This window comes from Nannocystis sp. (genome assembly GCF_016714285.1).
In the GTDB taxonomy this organism is placed as follows: domain Bacteria; phylum Myxococcota_A; class Polyangia; order Nannocystales; family Nannocystaceae; genus Nannocystis.
This window is the reverse complement of sequence record NZ_JADJNN010000010.1, coordinates 110,978-133,917: the sequence shown is the minus strand read 5'-3', so window position 1 is coordinate 133,917 and position 22,940 is coordinate 110,978. Positions and strand designations below refer to the sequence as shown.

Here is a 22,940-nt window from a genome sequence, read left to right as displayed (position 1 = left end):
CTGAGTTGCGGTGCGACGCCGGCGCTTCCGGTCGTTCAGGTCAAAGCCAGCTCCCACCCGTCCGCCCCCGACCCCACGTGCAGGCGGGTCGGCTGCTGCCCAGATGCCAGCGCCGTCAGCAGCCGCTGGCTCAGCAGAGGCGTCAGCCAGCTGCGCAGAATATGCTCGACGTTGCGTGCCCCCGTCTCCACCTCGGTGCAGCGCGCCGCCAGCTGGTCGAGCAACTCCGGGGCGAAGGTCGCGGTAATGCGGTGACTGTCCCACAGCCGCCGCGCCAACACCGCGAGCTTCAGCTCCGTCACCTCGCGCAGCACCTCGGCCGGCAGCGGCAAGAACGGCACGATCGTCATGCGTGCCAGGAGTGCCGGCTTGAAGTGCTTGCTCAGCACCGGACGGATCGCCGAGGCGAGCGCCTCGGCCGGCGGAGGCGCCGTGCCCTCTGCCGTCAGCTGCATGATCTTGTCGGACGCCAAGTTGCTGGTGAGGATCACCACCGTGTTCTTGAAGTCGACGACCCGCCCCTCGCCGTCGGACAACGTGCCCTTGTCGAACACCTGATAGAACAGGTTCATCACCTCAAGGTCGGCCTTCTCGCACTCGTCGAGCAGCACTACCGAGTAAGGCCGCTGGCGCACCGCCTCCGTCAAGATGCCACCCTCGCCGTAGCCCACATAGCCTGGCGGCGACCCGATCAGCCGCGACAGCGAGTGCTTCTCCTGGAACTCGGACATGTTGATGACCGTCATGAAGCGCTCGCCGCCATAGATGAGGTCGGCCAGGGCCGTCGCCATCTCGGTCTTGCCGACGCCGCTCGGGCCCACGAACAGCAGCACGCCCCAGCGGCGTGTTCGGGTTCTGCACCCGCGCCGCGGCGATGCGCAGCGTCTCGGCCGCGACCTGCACCGCCCGCGATTGCCCGCGCACACGCGCACCCAGTCGATCCTCCAAGGTGAGCAGCGCCCCCATCGTGTCGCTGCGCATCTTGCCGACGGGGATGCCCGTCCAGGTCGCCACGACCCGCGCCACCGCGTCGGCGTCAACCTCCGCGTGGATCAGTCGGTCGTCGGCGCCCGCCATCGCCAGCAGATGCTCGTCCGCCGCCCGCTTGGCTTGACGTGCCGGCTCTCCGCCGCCCTCTCGCAGCCCCTTGCGAGCTTGTTCGACCGCGACCAAAGCCTCGCGCTCGCGCTGCCAGCGAGCCTGCAGGGTCACCATCGCGTCCTTCGCGGCCGCTAGCGCGCCCTGCACCTCCATCACGCGGGCGTCGTCGATGCCATCGACCTCCGCCTGCTCTCGCTGCAGCAGCGTCAGCTCGCGCTCGAGCGCCAGCACCTGCTGCTCGTGCATCACCACCGCCTCCGGCTTCGCCTCGTGCTCAATGCGTACCCGCGTCGACGCCGTGTCGAGCAGGTCGACCGCCTTGTCCGGCAGCTGGCGCCCAGCGATGTAGCGGTGCGACAGCGAGACCGCGGCCGTCAGCGCCTCGTCGCGGATCGTCACCCGTGCGCCACCTCGTAGGTCGTCCGCAGCCCACGGAGCATCACCAGCGCCTGCTCCTCCGACGGCTCATCGACCTTCACCGGTTGAAAGCGTCGCGAGAACGCGGCGTCCTTCTCGAAGTACTTCTTGTACTCGGACCAGGTCGTCGCCGCGATCGTGCGCAGCTCACCGCGGGCGAGCGCCGGCTTGAGCAGATTGGCCGCGTCGGCCTCCTTGCCGACGATCGTGTGGGCCTCGTCGATGAACAGCACGATCGGCCGCGGCGAGCCCTTAACCTCGTCGATCACCGACTTCAGCCGCTTCTCGAACTCTCCGCGCACCCCGGCGCCCGCTTGCAGCAGGCCCATGTCCAGCTCGAGCAGCTCGACCTCCCGCAGCGGCGAGGGCACATCGCCCGCCGCGATCGCCAGCGCCAATCCCTCGACCAGCGCCGTCTTCCCGACCCCCGGCTCGCCGACGATGATCGGGTTATTCTTGCGCCGTCGCGCCAAGATCTCTGTCAGCTGGCGGATCTCCGCGTGGCGCCCGAAGATCGGGTCGATCTTTCCGGCGCGCGCCTTCTCCGTGTACGAGCTCGTGAAGCGGCGCAGCGCTGACTCCGACCCGCCTGCCGGCGTCGTACCGATCCCGTTCGCAGCCCCCGCGGCGCCAGCCGCGGACTTCAGCGTTGCCTCCCGCGTCCCCGCGGTGATCGTCTCGAGCTCCCGGCGCAGCACCTCGATCGGCAGCGCGTTCAGCTCAGGGAAGCTCTCGGCGCAGTAGCGGTGGCCCCGGCTGGCGAACATCAGCAGCAAGTGCCCGCTGCGGACCTCGTCCGCTCCATACTGCAGCGACGCGAACACCCACGCGTCCTCGATCCACTGAAACACGTTCTCGGCGAACACCGGCCGCCCTGGGTTGCCGCTGCGCAGCAGGTCGGTCGTCCGCTGCACCCGCTGGCGCAGCCGCGCGATGTCCTGCTCCGCGTGGGCGAGGATCGCTCGCGCGTCGCAGTTCTCCTCGCCATTCAGCAATGCCAGCAGCAGCATCTCCGGCGCGATCTCATAGTAGCGCCCGCCCGCGGCCTGGGAGACCGCGGCCTCCAGCATCGCGGTGCAGGTGGTGTTCAACCGACGGACGATGTTCTTCGGCTCGACGCGCATTCGGACCTCGACGCTCGTTCGAATACAACGCGGGGCCGCATCGCGGCCCCGCTCGTTCACGTCAGGAGTCGGACGTGCTCCAGCTGTCTACGAACTCCGCGCCTGACGGCTCGTAAACCCAGCGGATCGTGTGATAGACGAAGCGCACGGTCTCCAGCGGCGGCGCCTTCGAGGCCGCCGGGTCGATCGCGTTCGGAGAGTGGCGCTCGATCGCGTCGACGCGACCCTCCTTGATCTCGATCGTGAAGAACTGCTCGGTGGTCCCGTCGCCCTTCGGGCTCGGGCGGTAGAACTTGAAGGTCCCCTCGATCTTCTCGTTCTTGCACAGCGCCTTCGCCAGCAGCGGGGAGCTGGCGTCGATGCGCTTGATGACCTCGATCGGCTCGTGGACGCGGCGCCCGACGGCCGTGCGGGTGCCCATCTCACGTGCCGTGCGGACATTGTCGCGGAAGACGAGGCACTCGATCGTCTTGTCGCGCCCCAGGTCGCGCTGCGTGCTCTCGCCCTGGATAACGTTGCCGTTCGCTTTCAGAACCAGATGTACTGTCTCAGCCATGCTCGCTGATATACACCTCGTGATCCACCGCGTGCCAGCGATTTCTCCATTAAATCGTACGCGTATCGTGTCAGCGTTTTTGAGGCCGGCTCTGCGGGCAAGATCAGTGGCGAGATAGCATTCGTGGTTGGGTCAACGCAATCTGAGTTGCATGGTCGCCCGCCGCGATTGGCGTGGACGACCCCGCGCCTCCCGTCTAGTATCTGCGACCATGGCGACCAATGATAGAGACGGCTCCGTCGCGCCCAAAGAGCGCGTCAACATCCGCTACAAATCGGCCCTCGACGGCCAGCAGGAGGACGTCGAGCTGCCGCTGCGCATCCTCATGCTCGGCGACTTCAGCGGGCAACAGGACGAAAAGCCGCTCGAGGAGCGCGAGCCGGTCAACATCAACAAGGAGAACTTCGCCGCGGTGATGGCCGACCAGAAGCTCAGCGCGGAGATCCAGGTCCCCAACCACGTCTCGTCCGATACCCCGGACGCCGAGATGAACCTCAAGCTGCAGTTCAACTCGCTCGCGGACTTCCGCCCCGAGGGCATCGTCGGCCAGGTCGACGAGCTGCGCCAGCTCAAGGAGCTGCGCGACGCCCTCAAGTACCTCAAAGGCACCACCGCCAACGTCCCCAGCTTCATCCGCCGCATCCAGGACCTGATGAAGGACCCCAGCAAGCGTGAGCGGCTGATGCGTGAGCTCGGCATCGACGAGAAGACCACCTGAAAGCCCGCTCACCACCAGGCCCATCATGACCGACCTCGACAACGCCCAGACCTCGCGCGACGCGACCCACAACCCGAGCCTCGAAGGGGAAGGCTCGCTGCTCGCGTCCCTCCTCGAGGACGCCCACCTCGACACCACCGCCGACGCCAACAAGCGCGGCATCACCAGCTTCCTCACCGAGCTGCTGCGCTCCAACGAGGCGACCCAGCGGGTCGCCAAGGACCGCATCGACCTCCTCATCGCCGACATCGATCGCCGCCTGACCACCCAGGTCAACGCGATCTTGCACGCCCCAGAGGTCAAGGCGCTCGAGTCGGCGTGGCGCGGCGTCAAGTACCTCGTCGACGAGATCGACTTCCGCGAGAACGTCCGCCTCGAGTTCGTCAACGGCAAGAAGGAGGAGTTCCTCGCCGACTTCCGCGAAGCCCCGGAGATCACCCACTCCTCGCTCTACAAGACCATCTACAAGGAGGCGATCGGCGTCTACGGCGGCAAGCCCTACGGCCTCATCTGCTCCGCCTACGACTTCGGCCCCGGCACCGAGGACGTCGAACTCCTCCGCGGCTTCGCGTCTGTCGGCGCTATGGCCCACGTGCCCTTCCTCGGCAACGCCAACCCCGACATGTTCGGCCGCAAGACCTTCGCGGAGATCCCCCAGCTCAAGGACCTCCAGGCGATGTTCGAGGAGCCCCGCTACCAGCGCTGGAACTCCTTCCGCGACTCGGAGGACGCCCGCTACGTCGGCATGTGCATGCCCCGCTTCATGCTCCGCGCGCCCTACGGCTCCCGCGAGAGCGAGCTGCGCGTCCGCGAGTTCGACTTCAGCGAAGACGTGATCGACAAGCACGACAACTACCTGTGGGGCCCCGCCTCGCTGGCCATGGCCGCCAAGATCGCCGACTCCTTCGCCAAGTATCGCTGGTGCCCCAATATCATCGGGCCCCTCGGCGGCGGGGCCGTCTTCAACCTCCCCCTCCACCAGTACCAGCAGGGCGGCGAGCTCAAGACCAAGAACCCCTGCGAGACCTCCATCGAGGACCGCAAGGAGTTCGAGTTCGCCGAGCAGGGCTTCATCAGCCTCATCCCCAAGAAGGACAGCAACAACGCCGCGTTCTTCTCCGCCAACTCGATCCAGCGCCCCAAGGTGTTCCAGCGCACCGAGGAGGGCCAGGCCGCCCAGCGCAACTTCATGCTCGGCACCCGCCTGCCGTACATGTTCGTCACCACCCGCCTCGCCCACTACCTCAAGGTGCTGCAGCGCGAGCAGATCGGCACCTGGAAGAGCCAGACCGACCTCGAACGCGAGCTCAACACCTGGATCCGCCAGTTCGTCTCGAACATGCCCGATCCCCCGCCCGACGTCCGCTCGCGCAAGCCGCTCCGCGAGGCCCGGGTGCTCGTCGAGGAGGTCCCCGGCCAGGTCGGCTGGTATCGCTGCAACCTCCGCGTCGTCCCGCACCTCAAGTACGAGGGCGCGTCCTTCGAATTGTCGCTCGTCGGCAAGCTTGACAAGGATTGATCACCATGACCGCTGCCCAGCGCGCACCCGCAGAAGGGGCCCTCGTCGGTCGCTACCGGCTCCTCAATCTCCTGGGCAGCGGCCCCACCTCCCAGGTGTTCCGCGCCACCGACCCGAACTCGGAGGCGCCCATCGCCCTCAAGCTGTTCGACCCGACCCGCTGCTCGACCCGCGGCATCCGCCGCTACGCCGAACTGGCCGCGGCTGCGGCCGCGGTCCCGCAGAGCACCGCCACGCGGATGCTCGAGGTTCAAGCCGCCGGTCCCAGCCCATTCGCCGCGCTCGAGCTGGTGCCCGGCCAAAGCCTCGCGCGCATGCGCCAACAGGAGCCGATCCTCTCATGGACCGTGGCCCGGGCGCTCGCGGCCCGCATCGCCGCTGGCCTCGCGGCCGTCCATCAGGCAGGCCTGGTCCACGCTGCCCTCAAGCCGACCAACATTCATATCCTCCTCGGACCATCGCAGCGCCTGCACACCCGCCTGCTCGACTTCGGCGCTGGCGCGCTGCTCGAGCCCGAAGAGGTCGGTGTCACCCGTATCAACGACAATCCCGCCGTCGACTACGTCGCGCCTGAGCAGCTGCAAGGCGAGCAAGAGCGACCCACCGTCGATCTGTACAGCCTCGGCGTGATCCTCTACGAGCTCGTCACCGGCCGGCGCCCTTTCGAGGGTCGCGTCACCGACATCGTCCGTCAGCACCTGCGCACCCCGCCCGCTCCTCCGCGTACCCTGGTCCCTGGCTTGCCGGCGGAGGCCGAGGCGCTGATCCTCGCGCTGCTCGAGAAGTCACCGCATCAGCGCCCGAGCATGGCCGACGTGCGCGCCAGCCTCGCGCCCCCCGTTCGAGCCGCGCCGATGCAAGCACAACCGCAGCCGGCCACCCCGAACCATCACGACGAGCCCGTCACCGCGCTCTGGCAGCGCTCGCAACACGACTGGCCCTCCACCGAGGAGACCGGACCCATCACCCTCAACAGTCAGATGGCCGCTCCGGGCACAGTGCGCACCGAGGTGATCCGCGCGGCACCGCCGTTTCAGGGGCGCCGCGACGAGGTCACGCTGCTCCCAGCCGACATGGGGGGAGACTTCCTGCGCGGTACCACGGTGCGAGAGGAGACCCAGGTGGAAAGGAACTCGAGCGCCACCGTCTTCATCGACCCGGTCGCCCATATCGTCGCCCCGCAGGCGCCCCGCCAGCGCGCCCAACCGGCCTGGCGGGTGTGGCTGGCCTCCCCGTGGAGCTTCGAGAAGAAGCTGCTGGCCATGAACTTCGCGCTCGTCCTCGTGATCGTGATCGGCATGATCACGCTGGCGCTTTGATGCATGGCCAACTGGGGTGATAACTTTCGCCGCGGTAACGTCCCCCTCCGGGTCATCGACGACACGGGGGCCGTCAAGGTCTTCTCGCTGGCCGCTTCAGGCCTCAAGATCGGCAGCGCTTGCGACGCGGAGCTCGTCCTCGACGACCCCCACGTCGCGCCCCAGCACTGCCGCATCATCCGCCGCGGGAGCGACTGGCTCATCATCGATCACGGCACCTCTCCACTCGGCACCTCGGTCAACCATCGCCGCATCCATGAGCCCACCGTCCTCGGCGAGGGCGATCGTATCGGCGTCGGCACGTACATCATCGAGGTCGCCCCAGCCCGCCTGCAGGTCGACCCGGAACTGGTCCCCGACAAGGTCCGCTACTCGGGCGGCCCCTGGGGCGGCGAGAATGACGAACTGCTCCGCCTGGCCCAGTCGGCCGCAGCGTGGGCCAGGCACCGTCGTCCCCGTCGCCTGCTGCCCGATGCGGAGCGCCTGAACCGCGCGGTAGAACTCGACGCCGTCGCTCCGCTCGAGCCGCTGACCCGCACATGGGTGCTCGCCGCGGCCGCGCGCCGCCGTCGCTGGCAAGGCCTGCGCTGGCTCGGCATGGGCCTGCTTCCTGGGCTCGTCGCGGGAGCGATAATCGTCGCCCCCGCGCTCGAGACCCCACCGTCCCCCCCCGAGAAGCAATCAAAGAGGGCCGCGGACCTCGCCCCTCCGGCCTCACAACTCGCTCCTACACCGCAAGCTCCGACCGCTCCGCTCGCGCCGCGCAGGCGATCGAGCACGAGGTCGTCCCTGGCGAGACGCTCGAGAAGATCGCCGCGCTCTACACCGTGCGACCCGAGTGGCTCGTCCGCTGGAACCCAGGACTCGCCCTCGACCGTCCGCTCCAACAAGGCACGCTCCTCCGCGTCGAGACCGACCGCCCCGGCGAGCGCCGGGTACGACGCTGCGTCACCCTCACCCGCCCCGATTCGTGGGAGAGCCTCGCCCGGCGCCTCGGCATCGACGCGGCGACGCTCCGCGCCTACAACCCGCGCGCGCGCGACGTGCTCCGGGGTCGGCGAGGTCGTCACCTACTTCGTCCGCGAGTTCAGCGAACCGACCCCATCCGGAGCGCGAGCGGTGCCCGAGGTCAACGACCTCGCTATCTCCCGTGGCAAGCCGACCCAGGCCGACCTCGGCGACCAGGAGCTCGCCGCGTTCCCCTCTCTCCCTACTACGATCTCCGCTGCCCCGCCCACGCCTACGCCTCGAGCCACACGATCGACAAGCTGCTCGCGGCCCTCACCGACCTGCGCGGCCGCTACGACGGACAACTCATCATCGGCGACCTCAGCCGCGAGGCTGGCGGCGCCTATGGCCACCACGCCTCGCACCAGACCGGCCGCGATGTCGACATTTGGTTGCCAGTCCTCGGCGGCTGCTACCGCGCGACGCCCGACTGCGAACATTGCCGCACCCCGTGGTGCCGACCGCAGACCGACGAGATCGACTGGGCCGCCACCTGGGACCTGATCACCGCGCTGCGGGCCACTGGCGCCGTCCAGAACATCTTCCTCGACCGCTCCCTCCACCCCGAGCTGCGCGCCGCGGCCGAGGCCGCCGGGCTCTCAGCGCCGGACGCCGCCGCGACGATCCGCAGCGAGCCAGGCGCCGTCGCCCCCGTCAGCCACAGCAACAATCACACCCAGCACATCCACGTCCGCTTCCGCTGCGGCCCGGACGAGCCGGGCTGCCAGCGCTGAGGCAGAGCTCTCAGCGCGCCGGACACTGCGACTCGGCCGTCGGTTGGAAGCCCGCGGGCAGCTCCTCCGGTCGCGGGTTGCGACCGACGTGGGCGCAGACCAGGTGCTGCAGCGCGGACACCTCGAGCGGCCACACCCGCACCGTCTGGTCGGCGCCGACCGTGACCACGACGCGGCCGACCACATCCGCGTAGGTCGCGGCGATCGACCCCTTGTGACCGCTCAGAGGGATCTGGCGCTCCGCGTCGCCTTCCATCTGCAGCAGCGCCGCTCCCTCATCATCCGCCACGAAGAGCAGCCCGGGGTCCGAGCCGAACGCCAGCCCCGTGATCCTCCCCTTACGCCGCACCAGAGCGCGCTGCGGCACCTCACGCAGGTCCCCTCGTGTGAACGCCAACACCTCCCCGTCGTCGGACCCCGACGCCAGCATCACCCCCCGACCCGGCAACGCCGCGAGGGCCAGCGCGCTCACGGGCAGCCCGTGACTGTACTGCCGCACGTCGCCGAAGCCCTCGTCACCCAGCTTGCCGAACTTCACGCCGCCGTCGCCGCTGCCCGAGGCCAGGTATTCGCCGGTCGCGTCGAAGGCCAGGCGCTGCACCGCCTTCGCGTGGTCCCACACCGCATCCTCATCCCGCTTGCCCAGCTCCCCGAGCGGCCACACGAACACCTCACCGCGGGTCCCGTCGCCCCCGCCTGTCCCGACCGCCACATGCTCGCGCGACACCGCCAGCGCCAGCACCTTCGGCGGACGCTCCACCGTGTGCTTCGCGTCCAACTCTGGCCCTGCCTCCGACATTCTCCACGAACGCACCGACCCGCGCAGGTCGGCCGAGACCAGCCAGTCGCCGCCAACGCTGAACGCGAGGTGCATAACCTCGTCCGCGTGCCCCACCAGCTCCACCGGCACGACGGCATCGCCAACACCGACGGCACTGCGTCGCTATTGAGGCTCCAAACCTGGATCTGCTTCCCGTCGCTCGTGCTCGCCAGCGTCGTCCCCTCGCGGCTCAGCGCCAGCGTCGGGACCTTCCCGGGCTGCTCGCTAAGCCGGTGCTCGCCCAGCAAATGCGCCCCCGAGCTGCCCCCCTCGAGCAGCAGATCCCACACCCGCAGGCTGCCATCAAACTCCCCCGCCACGACGACCGACTGATCCGACGTCGCCGTGACCACCTTCACCCTCCGCGGCTGCTCTCCGAACCGCATCGACTTCGTCTCGTGCGTCTCGAGGTTCCACAGCTCGGCCACACCGGCGTCGTCGATCGTCAGGGCCCGGCGCCCGGACGGGTCCACCGCCAGGTGTCGCGGCGCCGCCTCGAGCGACCCCAGATGGTACACCGGAGGCCGCGAGCGCTGCCGCTTCGCCGCCGCGAGATCGACCAGCGACAGCGTTCGGTCCTTGGCCAGCGACACGAACCCGTCCTGCCGCGGCCTCAGCCGAATCTCCACGATCTCGCTCGCGTGCGTCGTGCCCGCGCTGCTGGACCACCTGTTGCCGCGCAGCCGCCACACCAGCACCACCCCTCGCGTGTCACCCGTGACGATCTGCGTGCCCTCCTGATCGACCGCCATCGCCACGATCGCCCCGTCCGCCGGCAGCGTCACCGGCCTCCCCAGGCGCACGGCCGGGCCCGGTGGCGCGATCGGCCAGATCCTCACCTTGTCGCCGCTGAGCCCGATCAGACGCGACGCCCCCTCGTTGAACTGCAGCCGCGTCGTCGTGCGCGCGATCTCCTTGAACTCCCCGCGCGGCTCGCCGAGCGCCTCGCCTCCCATGTCCCAGAGCCGCAGGGCGTCTCCGTCCGCGCTCGCCAGCATCCCGCCCTCGGGGCTAAACGCGAGCGCCTGGATCGGCTTGCGGTGCGCCTTGAGCTCCTTGCGCAGCGCCGCCTGCGTCGGATCGTTGACGTCCCACACCGCCACCCCACCGGTGCGCGTGCCGACCGCCAGCCAGCGATCGTCCCCGCTCCACGCCAGGACCTGCGCATCCGCGGCGTAGTCCAGCGGCACCGCCGGACGCTGGCCCTCCACGTCCCAGATCTTCACCCGCCCGCCCGCGGCCGCGGCGACATGACTCCCATCCCGGCGAACCACCGCGTCATCGATCTCCGCGTCGTGGCGATCGAGCAGGCGACTGTGCCGCTTCGCCAGCAGCGCGCGCAAGGTCGGCTCGGCCGTCGCCACGTTTCGACACCCACCGCCCCTCGCCTCCTGCAGCGCGCGACTCGTCAGCAGCAGCGCCGTCGCGTCGTCGCCCTGTTGCAGCGCCGCGGCCGTCAGCGCGTCGACCCGCTCGCGCACGTCCTGGTTGCATTGCGACGCAGGCGGGGGCGGGGGCGGGGGCCCCTCGGGGATGCGCAGCCCCGGTAACCATGCCCACGCGACCGCCGAGCCCGTGAGCGCGGTCGTCAGCGTCACGCCCGCCGCGAGACCCACGCCTCGCAACCAGGACCGCCGAGCCTGGGCGCTGCGCTCGATGAACAGCCGGACCAGTCCGCCGACCTCTCCGAGCTCCGGGCCCACCCGCAACCATGTGCGCCCGCGCTGCAGCATCGGCCCCGAGAGCAGCAGCCCCGCCGGTCGCCCGCGAAGGTCCCAGTGTCGCGCTCGCTCCACGAGGATCGACACGTCCTCGCCCATCGCCGCGTCCGCCAGCGCGACCTGCCGCGCTTGGCTCGGCGTCACCACGCTCGCGCTCACCGGCGCCACCGCCGGGAGCCGTACGATCGGCGGCGCCGCAGGGCCAGGGGCCTCGGCCCTCGGCCCTTGTTTCACCTTTGGCACCGCGGCGACAGGCCCCGGCTTCTCGGCCTCACGCGAACCGACCACGTCCTCGCACACGCGCACCACGCAGTAGCCGAAGCGGATCTCGTCGCCCTCCTCGATCGCCGTCATTCCCTGAGTCTTGCGCCCGTTGACGTAGGTCGGGCTGCGTTCGCTCAGACCCTCGACGAAGCGCCGCCCGCCCGCACACGAGAGCCGGCAATGACGCCGCGACACATCAGGAAATGACAGCTGCCAGTCCACCGGTTCGGCGCCGTCCGTCTCGCCGCGGCCGACCACAACGACTGGTTGCGAGAACACCATGAGCAACGGCGGCTGGTCTGGGCGCTCGAGGACGACGCGGATCATCGGATCTCCTTGCTCGGGTCCAGGACCCCTTGAAACGACGGCTGCGGGTGAAAATCGAGCCCATCACAGTAGAGCGGCACGATCAGCACGTTGCGGTTAATCGTCTTCAGGGTCGCGTCCCACTCCGGACCCGACCGCGACGTCAGGTCGCTCGGGTCGAGGATCCGCCGGGTGACCTCGGCGTCCCAGGACAGGACGGCCCGCACCTTGAGCCGCCGGAATTTCTCCGGCGCCAGCGCGTCCCTCTCCGCGCGCGCCCACGCGTGGATCGGCGGCGCCGCATCTCCGAGCGCGGCCCGCAGCAGGCGCTCCACCAGCGCGATGCGCTGCCCGGCCAGATCCTGATTGATCTCCGCCGTCCCCTCCGGGCTGGCCCGCCCGATGACCAGCAGCGCCCGCGCCTCCAACAACGTCGCCCGGTGCGGCGCGAGCTGCTCGAGGTACCTCCCGAAGACCTCCGGCGCCGGCCATCCACCCCGCGAACCCGGCTCCCCCTGCGGGAAATGCACCGTGAACAGACCCGGCAGAGCCTCGATATACCCAGTAAACGTCGGGTCATCCCGGCTCAGGCGCTCCCACGTCTCGGCTCGTACACGCCGTGATCGGCGCGTCGCCGGCACGTCGGGCCTCAGCACAGCTCCTGCGCAGGTGCTCGAGCGCCGCCCGCGTCGGGTCCGCACGACACATCTCGGGAGCCACCGGCAGCCGCTCCCAACCCACACAGCGTCCGCGAAAACACTCGAGCCCCGCCTCACAGAGATCACCCCCACAGGCCGTCCCTTCTCGACCGGACGAGCCCCGACGCAGCGGCTCACAGATGCCGGCGACGCAGTGCAGCCCGTCGCGGCAGCTGTCCGTGAGTCGCGTCGCATCACACAGGGTCGGCAAGGTGAGCCGCGCCCCCCTGATATCCTCAGTCCCGCCCGGCGCCGCCGCGAGCCGCACCAGCACCGTGAGCGCCAGCGGGACCATCAGCCCCGCCGACCCCAAGGACCACCGCGTCGCCCGCGGCAAGTTCAGCTCGATCAAGGCTCCTCCCGGCAGCGCCCATCCACCAGACACTCGGTCAAACTCCGCAACGAGGCCTCCGTCAGCCACGCGCCAAACGGGGAGATCCGCGGCGGCGAACCGGGGACGACCACAAAGCCCACCGGCGCCTCCACGAATCCATGGCGCCGCGCCGCCTCCGCGTGTGCGGCGAGACGAGCGTCCACCTCGCGCTCCGTGGCCACGCAGCTGCGCAAGGCAGTCACCTCGACCCCCAGCCCAGCCACGCCTGCCAACAGGTCGCGCTCCGGCTGCCACTGTTGGTCGAAGGCGACGCCGATCGCCCGGATCCCGATTCCCGGCGCCAACCGCTCCGCACACTCCACGGTAAGCGCCGCTGTACACCGTTCTGCTCCCCCGAATATCACATGCGCCCGGCGCATGAAGGATGCGAAGCTCCGTCGTCCGCCCGGTCGTGCCGGCGCCGAGCGCACGCGTCACCCGCTGAAAAATCTGCCGCGAGCGGACCGATCCGAGATCGATAAACAAGGCGATCGACACTGTAGGAGCAGCCGCACCGAAGCGGATCGCGTCCGGTAGCGCCATACCAACGCGGATCTCCGGGCACTCACCGGGTTCCCCGGTACAGGTTCCCTCGCGTCGTTCATGCTTTTCGCAACCAGCGCCGCCAACCCGCGTGCGGGCCAACATCAGCACCGCCAGCGTGATCAGCACCACGTTCATCATCAGCAGCGGAACGCTTCCCCTGCGCATTGCGGCCTTATTACATTACGCAATGAATCCGCCGCCAGCTCCAATCTGTATTGGGCCCCACGCCGATTGGGTTTACGCATGCAAACCCTCCCAATCGAGAAATATATGTATTGGATCACAGATTATTTCCTGTTGACCCAACCCGAGTTGCTCTCGAGGCGACCGTAACAGCTCTGGACAATCAAGGAAGAGGCGTGCAGCATGAGCGCGTGGGGTCGATGTTTGAATCAACCCATCACCACTCGCGTTGACTCGAGGCACCACCGCCACGACTGTCTTGGCATATCCATGAGGTGAAAGAGGCCATGGCTCATTATACGACCCGCGACGCGTTCATCCGCGTCTCCTATCCCTTCCCTCCTACCGGTAATATCGTCGGTTACCCGCGCCCGGAGCTGCTTCACGAACCTGCGCCGGTCCCTGGGCTACACGCCGCGTGCCGAGGCATCGGCCGGCTAACCCTGCGCGTATCGTCGCAGCGCCGGGGTAGCGAACAGCTGGACTTCGAGTTCAGCGACTGGCGGGCCCGCAGAATCCTCCGCGGCGGACACAGCCCCTTCAACGACATCACCCTCCCGGACGACGAGCTCGTGCTCGCATCCCACTTCGAGCTGGTGCTCGCCGAGGACCGCATCCTGCTACGCGACCTCGATGACGCGCGAGAGCGGCCGCGCGATGACACCAGCGGCGTGTTCCTCGGCGGTAGCTGGGTGCGTGAGGCGTGGATCGGGCCTGGCGCCGAGTTTCGCGTCGGCAACACCAGCATCGAGGTCCTCGCCCTCGACATCGTCGACATGACGCTGCCTCTGATCGACCACTTCGGCGAGCTGTACGGGCGCAGCACCGCAATGCGCGGCCTGTTTGCCCGCTTCGCCCAAATGGCCGAGCGCGGCGACCAGTCCAACGTGCTCGTCCGCGGCGAGTCCGGCACGGGTCGTCAGCTGGTCGCGCGGGTGCTGCACGTCGGCTCGGCGCGCAGCCACCGTCCCTTCGTCGTGCTTGACTGCGCCAGCGTCGCTCCCGAACTGCTCGCCAGCCATCTGTTCGGTCGCGGCTGCGCGGACGCACCCGGCCGTTTCGACGTGTGCGGCGGCCTCGAAGCGGCCCACGGCGGCACCTTCTTGCTCAAGGCGGTCGACCGCCTGCCGACGGCGCTGCAGAGCCAGCTGCTGGCGGTCCTGCAGCGCGGCGTCCTGACCCGCGAGGGCGAGCAACACACGCGAAAGTTCGACGCCCGGCTGATCTGCGCGACCGACCGCGACATCCAGCGCCTGGTCGCGGAGGGCAAGTTCAACGCCGAACTCTACAACCATTTGATGGGTGTTCAGGTCGAGCTCCCGACCCTGCGCGAGCGCGACGATGATGTTGCGTTCCTCGCCTCCGAGGTCTTCCTCAAGCGCCTGTGCGACGACACTGGACGGACGCGGAGGCTCACACCCGAGGCGCTCGACGCCCTGCGTGCGCATACCTGGCCGCAAAACCTCTCCGAGCTGCGCTGCGCAGTGGAACGGGGCTTCTACGCCCGCGACGACGAGTGGATCCTCCCCGCCGACCTCGGGCTTAATGTCGGCGTCACCTTCCACGATGGACTGTTGCGCAAGCTGGTCGAGATCGAGGCGCTCTTCGCCAGCAACCACGTCAAGGCGGTGGCCGGCTTCGAGCGCCTGTACTTCGCGCACCTGCTCCTCAGCCACCCGAGCAAGGCCAAGGCCACTCGCTTCGCCGAGATGACCAATGAAGGCTTTCGCCTGGCGCTCAAGCGCCTCCGGCTCGGGTCGCGCTGCGCCCCCGGCTCGCCCGCGAGGTGACGGCATGGCGTCCACGAGTTCGCGCAAGCCCGAATCGTCGCAGCAGCTGAACCACGAGCTCGGCGCCTGCGCCTTGCTCTGCCTGCTCAGCGTACCTGGGGTCCTGCTCAGCGTGTTCTTGACGCTGATCAAGTTCGACTCCGACTACCGCTGCGACACCGCGATGCTCTCGGCCTGTTCGATCGGCCAGATCTTCGACTGCACCTACGTGCTGAGCAGCGGCCCCTCGATCCTCTTCAAGCTACCGATCTCCGCCTACTCGACCGGCTTCTACCTCGCCGTGCTGACCCTCGCGGGGACCGCCCTGTGGCGGCCGCGCCTGCTCTCGGCGGTGCGTCCGCTACTGCTCTGGCTCGCCTGGGTCGGGCTCCTCATCGTGCTCGGGCTCGCCGCGTACGCCGGCCTGGTCCTGCGTGAGGCGTGCATCTATTGCTTCCTCATCTACGGGCTGACCGTCGCTATCTTTCTTACCACCGCCGCCATCCACCCCCAGGGCCACCGCGCCGGTCTGCGCGCGTTGTTCGTGCCCTGGCGTCCGCGTCAAGGCGGCCTCCTCGTGCTCACCGGCCTCGCCTTCCTCGCCCTCGTCTCGGTCCAGATGGTCCTCTACCGCCGCGGCGCCGCGATCCCCGACTTCGACGCGAAGTGCCGCGTGAACGACACAGGCTTCCCCGACACCAACCTGCGCACCCGCCCCCAGGGCCCGCGGCTCACGGCCCACGTCAGCCGCTTCGTCGACTTCGCGTGCCCGCACTGCCGCGATGAGTTCGAGGCCTGGCACAAGTTCGTCACCGCCAACCCCGACGCCTATGCCCTCGAGCTCTACCACTTCGCCCGCACCGGCGAGTGCATGGCCTCGTTCAAGCGCGGCAACAGCAAGCAGGCCGACCTCCACTACTCGTGTCTCGCCGCCAGGGCCGCCGAGTGCGCCGAGAAGCTCCGACCCGGCGCCGGCGTCCCCATGGTCGCGGCCCTGTTCGCCCTCCAGGACCGCGGCAAGACCCCCTTCTTCAACGAGGAGAGCATCGGCGAGGCGGCGAGCTCCGTCGGCATCGAGGGCATCACCGACAACTATGTGCACCCCTTCTACGCGTGCGTGAACAACGACCGCAAGGTCACCGCCCACATCGCTCGCCACACGAGCTTCATCCTGGGCCGCGGCGTCTTCGCCCCGCCCGTCACCTTCATCACCTCCTACGACGCCGACGGCCAGGCGCTCGCTGATGTCGCCCAGATCGAGGGCAACAAGGAGCTCACCCGCGAGCAGATCCTGCGCGACGCTCGTCGCCTCGTCACGCCGACCACCATTGGAGCGAATGATGCCGCCTCTCCGTGAACCTGGGACGCAGTCCTCCATCCGCAACCTCGATGCCACGCTCGTGGGTCGCGGCGGCTCCGCGATACGTCGTGACTCGGCCCCGCACGAGGCGCGGGCCTCCCGTCACATGGTCGGCGTGATGCTGGCCATCGCCTGCACCCTCGGGCTCACCACGGCCGCCTTCTTGCAGATGATCCTGACCCTGGTCAAGCCGCCCGAGTATATCGGGACACAGGCCGCCGAATGCGTGGAGGGCGACCCCGAGGGCTGCCCCGCCGATTACACCTGCATGGGCAGCAATTGCGTCCCCGTCCCGGCCCTCGACACCTGCCAGGTCGGTGACTCCTGCGACACGAGCGGGGCGAGCTGTCGCTGCCTGCCGCCGCTCACCTGCCAGGACCAGATGTGCAGCGCCGACCTGCCCACCCCCGCCTGCGAGCTCCCGGCGGTCCAGAAGCTCCTGGCCGAGGTCTACAAGACCTGCGGGAACATTCACAACTGCCCCCGAGGACAAGCTCGAGGACTTCATCGTGAAGTCTGCGGACTTCGACCAGATCGTCACCGCCTTCCCCGGCACCATCACGGTTCATTTCCCGAGCGGCGCGCCGTCGATCGACGGGAAGCGCGAGTGGCCGAGCGCCGAGCAGAGGCACCACTACATCACGATGCTGTCCGCCCCGCACGTCGCCGCGGCGATCCGCGACGCGCAGGACGTCCTCCTCATCGGCCGATCGAGCCCCACCACCAACGTCAACCAGGACCTCGATTACTCGCGCAAGCGCATCGCCAAGGTGACGGAGTGGCTCGTCAGCGCCGCGGGGAGCCCGTCCGCCAGCACCGCCGTCCGCGCGAAGCTCCGCACCACCATCCTCGGCGGCAAGAAGGTCCTGCAGCCCGACTTCTTCATCAAACACTACGCCAACCGCATCATCGCGTGGGACGAGGTCGCCGAGGCGAACCTCCGCGCCAAGCTCCCCGACTTCGCCAACCTCGGCGCCCGGGTGAAGAACGACCTCCGCGGGCAGATCAACCAGGTCGTGTTCATCATCCCGATCTCCTGCAAGGCCCCTGACGCCAGCGTGGTGGTCCCGTGAGCGCTGGCGAGTCTACCGGCGGAGAGTCGACCGACCCGGAGATCATGATCGGCGTGGTCGAGGGACTGACCGACCGGGCCGCCTTCGCCCCGGCGCGCAGCGAGGAGACGCAGATCGTGCACGCCGTAGCCCCGGCGCGGCCTGAGTCGGGCGCCGACCCGGCGGAGACCTCCGAGAGCGTCCATATCCAGACGCGGCCCGCATCGGGCGCAGTCGCGGCCCGGACCTCCTCCACCGAGATCGTCACACCGCTCACACTCGCGGGGTCCGACCCCGATGACCTGCCCGATCTCCCGCGGACTCAGTCGACCGGCGAGACCTCGTGGAACCCGGAGGTCTACCGTCGTCGTCGCCTGATCTACAGCACGAGCGCCGCGGCGCTCGTGCTCATCATCGTCGCCAGCCTCCATCAGCTCCACGGCCTCGGCGAGGTGGACGAGGACCTGCCCCCCACGATCGACGCCCCGGGGGCCGCGCAGGTGCCCGAGGCCGCGTCCGACCCGTCCCTGAGCGAGGAGGAGAAGCAGCAGCTCGAGGAGTCCAAACGCGGCAAAAAGACCCCGCGTCTGCTCGCCCTCAAACTCGACGAGATCCTCCCTGACGGGCGCATCAGCGCCGTCAAGGTCGATGACACGGCGATCGAGGCGAGCGCCGTGACGATCGTCAACCTGTGGGCCACCTGGTGCGAGCCGTGCAAGCAGGAGCTCCCGGGATTCGGCGAGCTGCTGGCCCGCAACGCCTGGGGCGACGATGTCCGCTTCACGCCGATCTTGATCGACGACAAGGACCCCGTGTGGGCGCACTCCAAATTCGCCAGTCTGATGCCCAGAGGCTCGCGCTTCTTCGTCGACCCGCTGCAAGGCGGTGTGGTCGAGGCCTTGCGCGAGCCCAAACTCCTGCAACCGGACAGCGGCCTGCCCGTCACCCTGGTGTACGACTGCAAGCAGCGCGCGCGCGTCGTCTACACCCAGCTGCTGTCCGCGGCGGACCTGCTCAAGCTCGAGGAGATCGTCCAGAACCTGCGCGGCGAGCTCAAGTCCTCCTACTGCAAGAAGCCCCGCCCGAGCACTTGGGTCCAGACCCGCGAGCCACCTGCACCGCTGCTACCACCGCCGCAGAAGCCGCAGAAGCCGAGCCCCTCGCGCTGCGGCAACGGCGTCTGTGAGCTCGGCGAGTCCCCGGACGACTGCTGTGACTGCCGCTGCGCCTGCCTGCGCTGTCTCGAGGGCAAGCGCTGCGAGAGCCCGAACGGCGTGGCAATCTGCGTCGACAGCGTCCTGCGGCTCAAGGACTGAGCGTCATGACCGCGCACGGCCGACACGTCTTGACCACGCTGCTGCTCGCCGGCTCCTGCGCCGAGACTGCGCACGCTCGCGGTGATGACCCTTGCGCCGCGGCGCGTCCTGACGAGCGCGGGCGCAGCAGCTGCGCCCGCGCGCTCTACGGCGAGCGCGAGTACGTCGCCGCCGCTGGCCAGTATGAGCGGCTCTGGCAGGACCACGGGACCCCGAAGTATCTCTACAATGCCGCCGCCGCACGCGAAGCCGCCGGGCATCTCGCCTCGGCCCTCGCCTTGTGGACCCGCTACGACGCCAGCGCGGGCGTCGAGGAGGACGAGCGCGCCGAGCTTCGACCACGCCTCGAAGCGATGCGCGCGCGCCTGGTCGCCACCACCGTGGTCGTCACGCCGGACCATGTGCTCGGGCCTGCCGCCACGTTCTCGTGCGAGCGCAACGACGGCGCCGCGCCGGAGTCCTTCGCCATCCCCGCCGCGCTGGTCGCCGACATCACGCCTGGCAGCTTCACGCTCCACCTCGCTCCGGGCGCCTGGACCCTGCGACTGAGCCCGGCTCCGGAGGTCCCCGAATTTTTGCCGGTCGGCGCCCCGCTGGAGGTCAGGCAGTCGCCCGGTCAGATCTTGCTACCGGTCTCACGGGGTTCGAACAGGCAAGTCGGGCTCGACGCGCCCGAGCGTGACGTCTCGCGCCTGACCCTGGGCCTCGGCGGCGCCGCGGGCGGGGTCGCGTTGCTGGGCATCGTCGTGCTCACGGTGACCGCGAAGCCCCCAGCCACGGTCGACGAATCGATCCACAACATCAGCGCGGGCTCTGGCCTACTCGGCGCGGCGATCGGCCTGGGCGCGGCGGCCGGCCTGGAGACCCTGCCGGCGACACGGCGCCGTCATCGCCTCCAGCTCGGAGCCGGCGGCGCGGTCGTTTTCACAGGCTCCTTTATCACCTGTTCGTGTGGGGGAAGTTTCAAAGATACGATCACTGCTCGTCGCCGGAGGAAACTGAACAAACGCTCGTGGATTCTTCTGAGGAGAGAACCAACGCCGTCCCTCACCCGTGCGCTTCGTTCGAAGAAAAACTGAATCTCAACGTCTGCATCGAGGGTTCTCCGCCGCCATGCTCGGCGCGGGCGCGGCGCTGATCGCTGGAACTGGTCTCAGCCACCTCGTACGCGTCGCGCTGCCGCAGAGGCGCCAGCGCCGTGGCCTCGCCCTAGGCGGCCTCGTCCGCCCGCACACCGTCGGTCTCACGCTCACCGGCCGCTTCTAACTCGCACCCGCGGAGCCACCGATCCTCATGCATATCTCTGACTTCTCGGGCACGACCCTCCGGCTCCGCTACCAGTTGGTGCGGCGGATCGGCTACGGTGGTATGGCCACCGTCTACGAGGCGACCGACCTGCAGATCGACAAGCGCGTCGCGGTCAAGGTGCTAAACCCGCAGTTTTCGCACATCGAGGATTACATCGCCCGCTTCCGCCAGGAGGCCCTCAGCGCGGCCAGGATCCGCCACCCCCAGCTGGTCGATGTCACGGACTTTGGCAGCGACGATGGCCTCGTCTACTTCGTCATGGAGTTGCTCGAGGGGGAGTCCCTCGGCGAGCGAATCCACCGCGAGCCTGGCCCGATTGCCTGGCAAGAGGTGGTGGCGATCGTCTCCCAGGTCTGCGAGGCCCTCGCGTGCGCGCACCAGCACGGCATCATTCATCGCGACGTCAAGCCCGGGAACGTGTTCCTGGTCGCCCAGCCCGGGCGCAGCGGCCTTGCGACCGTCAAGCTGCTCGACCTCGGCGTCGCCAAGGTCCTGCGCGACGCGCTCGACCTGCGCGACGCCGCGGCGCCAGAGACCCGGCTCTCACAGGGCACCCCGGGGACCCCCGAGTACATGGCGCCCGAGCAGGCCACCGGCCAGCCCTTCGACCACCGCATCGATGTCTACGCGCTGGGCGTAATGATGTATCGCATGCTGACCGGCCACCTGCCGTTCTTCTCGCCCAAATCTTCGTTCGAGGTGCTGCGCATGCACGTCGACCTGAAGCCCATATCTCTGCACCAATTATGCCCGGAGGCCCAGATCCCGGGGCCGATCGAGGAGATCGTGCTACGGGCCCTCGCCAAGCGACCCGAGGACCGCTTCGACAGCGTGCGCGCCCTCTCGGACGCGCTGCAATCACAGTGGCAGCGGCCTCCGGGCGAGACCCCAGCGAGCGTGCTCGTGAGCCGACCGCGCGAGGAGCCCGCCCCGCGATACTACGAGGTTGAACCACCGCGGGCCCTGTACCTGCTGCGCGCCACAAGCGTACTGCTGAGCCTCGTCACCGCCGGCGTGCTCACGATGTTGCTGATGCTCTTCGAGCTCCCGTGGGTGCGTGACATTGTGGCCGTCGATCCTCCGTCACCGCCGCTGCCCGAGCGGCAGCGGGGACCCTGGGTGATTAGCGGTGTTCCTGACGCTGACGTCAAGAAGAACCGCGACGTCGAGCATACGATCACCACACCCGGGCCGCCCCCGACACTGACGCCGACGCCCGTCACCCCGCCGCCGCCCGTCACCCCACCTGCAGACCCTGGTCATTCACCGCCAACGCCCCCGCCGGGCAGGCGACTCGAGACCCGATACAAAACACCCGGACCGAATGATACCAGGGGCGAGCCAAAACCCCCGGAGACCCCGGAGCAGCAGGCCAGGCGGAACCTCGAGGCCGCCGCCCGGAAGATCGGGAAGGCGTGCCGCGGGGGCCGCGGCACCGAGATGACCGTCAAGCTCGCGGCCGACTTCGTCAAGAACACGGTCGTACCCACATACACGGGCCAAGCGACGGACCCGTCGAGGTGCGTCATCGCCAAGCTCAAGGGCCTGGAACCCTTGAAGAAGCCCGGGAAGGGCAGCACCACCCTGACGCTCGTCATCAAGGTCCCGGCGGCAATTTAGGCAGGTCACGACTATGCCCACGCTCCTCACAATGGTCTTGCTCTCCTCCCTGGCCCCGGCGGCCGGCGGTTACACCCGGGACCAGCTCCAGACACGCGCGACGACGGCGTCGCAGGAGTTTAGCCGGATGGAGTCGCGGTGCAGCGCCCCGACCCAGCCGCCCGATCTCGAGGCCGAGCTGACGTTTCGCCTCTCCGCGGACCTGATGGAGATCGTCGTCCAGCACGAGACCTACCCCGCCGGTCGCCCTGGCCAGAGCCTGCGCAGCGACGACGTCGGCGCGGTGGCTCAGAGCCTCGAGCGTGCGTACCTGTGCAACCCCGGCTGGGAGCAACGACAATACCTCGAGCGCGCCATCAAGCTGCTGGAGGAGCGCCTGGCCCATATCCGCAACCAGGAGCGGCGCCCGCCGTCCGACCCCGACAGCGCGAGCCTGCAGCAGGTCCGCGAGCGCCTGCTGGCCCTGACGCTCGCGCTGACGCAGCCGCAGCCCTGCACGGCAACCACGTGCCCCAAAGGCCCGGTCGCGCCCGCGCGCGACGAGCCCGACACGCCCCCGCCACCTCCGTATCGCGCGAAGTATATCGACCTCTTCTCGCTGCGCCTGGAGCTTGGCGCCGGGCTGAATACGCGGTTCAAGGACGATAACGCGGTGATCGCCGAAGATCGGCTGACAGAATATAACAGCGGCTTCATCTATGGATTCGCGCCGGGGGTGCGCTTCTTGCTCGGCCGGCATAAGCGCCATGTGCTCGCTACCGGTTTTCGCTGGAGCGTCCTAACGTTCAGGGATGACGATAAAAGACATAACGTCCATCAGATCGTCGCTCGGTTCGAGTACGGCATTCGCCTCCACGAGCGCTGGTTCTCGCTGCACGCCGCGTTCGAGCCGGGCACCCAGACACGCGCCAGAGACCCCCGTTTCGGCACCGCGCAGATTGGCGGATCGGGCGCGATCTGCACCGGTGATGAGATCTTCTGCCTCCGCTTCGGGGGGTACTCTGGCACGCTCGGCGGCGATTGGGGCCTCGTCGGTATGTTCATGAACGCCGGCATCGACGTGTTTCGCGTAACGGACACCATCCTGCGGCGGGCGGAGCGATGACCA

At 68.8% G+C, this 22,940-nt stretch carries 17 protein-coding genes and 3 pseudogenes; 12 read left to right on the top strand and 8 right to left on the bottom strand.

Going from position 1 to position 22,940, the window contains the following annotated elements; translation table 11 throughout:
* Positions 1-35: 35 nt before the first annotated feature.
* The 4 genes and pseudogenes from IPJ59_RS18790 to tssD form a co-directional block, all read right to left on the bottom strand.
* Entirely contained in the window at positions 36-791 is a 756-nt protein-coding gene (locus IPJ59_RS18790; protein ID WP_293272757.1) for an AAA family ATPase, read from the bottom strand.
* Positions 792-1,341: 550 nt separating this feature from the next.
* Positions 1,342-1,500 (bottom strand): annotated as a pseudogene (locus IPJ59_RS18785) (hypothetical protein); the annotation flags it as partial.
* Positions 1,497-2,642, bottom strand: a complete 1,146-nt coding sequence (locus IPJ59_RS18780; protein ID WP_293272756.1) for an AAA family ATPase — start codon at positions 2,640-2,642, stop codon at positions 1,497-1,499. The gene IPJ59_RS18780 and the pseudogene IPJ59_RS18785, both read right to left, overlap by 4 nt.
* 61 nt (positions 2,643-2,703) lie before the next feature.
* Positions 2,704-3,198 (bottom strand): type VI secretion system tube protein TssD, encoded by a 495-nt coding sequence (gene tssD / locus IPJ59_RS18775; protein ID WP_293272755.1) that lies wholly within the window; start codon positions 3,196-3,198, stop codon positions 2,704-2,706.
* A gap of 211 nt (positions 3,199-3,409) precedes the next feature.
* On the opposite strand from tssD, the gene tssB reads away from it, so the two are divergent.
* From tssB to IPJ59_RS18750, 5 genes and pseudogenes are all read left to right on the top strand, one after another.
* The gene (gene tssB / locus IPJ59_RS18770) at positions 3,410-3,916 is read left to right on the top strand and encodes a type VI secretion system contractile sheath small subunit (protein ID WP_293272754.1); all 507 of its coding nucleotides are present in this window, start codon (positions 3,410-3,412) and stop codon (positions 3,914-3,916) included.
* Between the two features lie 25 nt (positions 3,917-3,941).
* The gene (gene tssC, locus IPJ59_RS18765) at positions 3,942-5,435 is read left to right on the top strand and encodes a type VI secretion system contractile sheath large subunit (RefSeq protein WP_293272753.1); all 1,494 of its coding nucleotides are present in this window, start codon (positions 3,942-3,944) and stop codon (positions 5,433-5,435) included.
* Positions 5,436-5,440: 5 nt separating this feature from the next.
* On the top strand, positions 5,441-6,754 hold the full coding sequence (locus IPJ59_RS18760) for a serine/threonine-protein kinase (RefSeq protein ID WP_293272752.1): 1,314 nt from the start codon (positions 5,441-5,443) through the stop codon (positions 6,752-6,754).
* 3 nt (positions 6,755-6,757) lie between these two features.
* Positions 6,758-7,015 (top strand): annotated as a pseudogene (locus tag IPJ59_RS37940) (FHA domain-containing protein); the annotation flags it as partial.
* Between the two features lie 566 nt (positions 7,016-7,581).
* Entirely contained in the window at positions 7,582-8,496 is a 915-nt protein-coding gene (locus IPJ59_RS18750; RefSeq protein ID WP_463673370.1) for a penicillin-insensitive murein endopeptidase, read from the top strand.
* A 10-nt stretch (positions 8,497-8,506) separates the two neighbouring features.
* On the opposite strand, the gene IPJ59_RS18745 is transcribed toward IPJ59_RS18750, so the two are convergent.
* The 4 genes and pseudogenes from IPJ59_RS18745 to IPJ59_RS18730 all read right to left on the bottom strand — a co-directional run bounded on the left by IPJ59_RS18745 (position 8,507) and on the right by IPJ59_RS18730 (position 13,001).
* Positions 8,507-9,118, bottom strand: a complete 612-nt coding sequence (locus IPJ59_RS18745; RefSeq protein ID WP_293272749.1) for a WD40 repeat domain-containing protein — start codon at positions 9,116-9,118, stop codon at positions 8,507-8,509.
* 1,166 nt (positions 9,119-10,284) lie between these two features.
* Positions 10,285-11,583: pseudogene (locus IPJ59_RS37935) on the bottom strand (FHA domain-containing protein); the annotation flags it as partial.
* A gap of 41 nt (positions 11,584-11,624) precedes the next feature.
* A complete protein-coding gene (locus IPJ59_RS18735; protein ID WP_293272747.1) occupies positions 11,625-12,248 on the bottom strand; it encodes a hypothetical protein in 624 nt (207 codons plus the stop codon).
* Between the two features lie 405 nt (positions 12,249-12,653).
* Positions 12,654-13,001 (bottom strand): hypothetical protein, encoded by a 348-nt coding sequence (locus tag IPJ59_RS18730; RefSeq protein WP_293272746.1) that lies wholly within the window; start codon positions 12,999-13,001, stop codon positions 12,654-12,656.
* Positions 13,002-13,694: 693 nt separating this feature from the next.
* Here IPJ59_RS18730 and IPJ59_RS18725 point away from each other — a divergent pair.
* From IPJ59_RS18725 to IPJ59_RS18695, 7 genes are all read left to right on the top strand, one after another.
* Complete coding sequence (locus IPJ59_RS18725) at positions 13,695-15,197, top strand: sigma 54-interacting transcriptional regulator (protein ID WP_293272745.1); 1,503 nt, start codon at positions 13,695-13,697, stop codon at positions 15,195-15,197.
* Between the two features lie 4 nt (positions 15,198-15,201).
* Positions 15,202-16,533, top strand: coding sequence for a vitamin K epoxide reductase family protein (locus IPJ59_RS18720; RefSeq protein ID WP_293272744.1), 1,332 nt, complete (start codon positions 15,202-15,204; stop codon positions 16,531-16,533).
* Between the two features lie 512 nt (positions 16,534-17,045).
* A complete protein-coding gene (locus tag IPJ59_RS18715; RefSeq protein WP_293272743.1) occupies positions 17,046-17,609 on the top strand; it encodes a hypothetical protein in 564 nt (187 codons plus the stop codon).
* Entirely contained in the window at positions 17,606-18,904 is a 1,299-nt protein-coding gene (locus IPJ59_RS18710) for a TlpA family protein disulfide reductase (protein WP_293272742.1), read from the top strand. The genes IPJ59_RS18715 and IPJ59_RS18710 overlap by 4 nt, the downstream gene beginning before the upstream one ends.
* A gap of 5 nt (positions 18,905-18,909) precedes the next feature.
* The gene (locus IPJ59_RS18705; protein WP_293272741.1) at positions 18,910-19,983 is read left to right on the top strand and encodes a hypothetical protein; all 1,074 of its coding nucleotides are present in this window, start codon (positions 18,910-18,912) and stop codon (positions 19,981-19,983) included.
* Between the two features lie 214 nt (positions 19,984-20,197).
* On the top strand, positions 20,198-21,832 hold the full coding sequence (locus IPJ59_RS18700) for a serine/threonine-protein kinase (RefSeq protein ID WP_293272740.1): 1,635 nt from the start codon (positions 20,198-20,200) through the stop codon (positions 21,830-21,832).
* 13 nt (positions 21,833-21,845) lie between these two features.
* Positions 21,846-22,937, top strand: a complete 1,092-nt coding sequence (locus IPJ59_RS18695) for a hypothetical protein (RefSeq protein WP_293272739.1) — start codon at positions 21,846-21,848, stop codon at positions 22,935-22,937.
* The last annotated feature ends 3 nt before the right edge of the window (positions 22,938-22,940 follow it).

Coding starts and splice junctions, on each gene's coding strand:
- IPJ59_RS18790 (WP_293272757.1), bottom strand. CDS start 791: ATGGCGACGGCCCTGGCCGACCTCATCTATGGCGGCGAGCGCTTCATG.
- IPJ59_RS18780 (WP_293272756.1), bottom strand. CDS start 2,642: ATGCGCGTCGAGCCGAAGAACATCGTCCGTCGGTTGAACACCACCTGC.
- tssD (WP_293272755.1), bottom strand. CDS start 3,198: ATGGCTGAGACAGTACATCTGGTTCTGAAAGCGAACGGCAACGTTATC.
- tssB (WP_293272754.1), top strand. CDS start 3,410: ATGGCGACCAATGATAGAGACGGCTCCGTCGCGCCCAAAGAGCGCGTC.
- tssC (WP_293272753.1), top strand. CDS start 3,942: ATGACCGACCTCGACAACGCCCAGACCTCGCGCGACGCGACCCACAAC.
- IPJ59_RS18760 (WP_293272752.1), top strand. CDS start 5,441: ATGACCGCTGCCCAGCGCGCACCCGCAGAAGGGGCCCTCGTCGGTCGC.
- IPJ59_RS18725 (WP_293272745.1), top strand. CDS start 13,695: ATGGCTCATTATACGACCCGCGACGCGTTCATCCGCGTCTCCTATCCC.
- IPJ59_RS18720 (WP_293272744.1), top strand. CDS start 15,202: ATGGCGTCCACGAGTTCGCGCAAGCCCGAATCGTCGCAGCAGCTGAAC.
- IPJ59_RS18705 (WP_293272741.1), top strand. CDS start 18,910: ATGACCGCGCACGGCCGACACGTCTTGACCACGCTGCTGCTCGCCGGC.
- IPJ59_RS18700 (WP_293272740.1), top strand. CDS start 20,198: ATGCATATCTCTGACTTCTCGGGCACGACCCTCCGGCTCCGCTACCAG.
- IPJ59_RS18695 (WP_293272739.1), top strand. CDS start 21,846: ATGCCCACGCTCCTCACAATGGTCTTGCTCTCCTCCCTGGCCCCGGCG.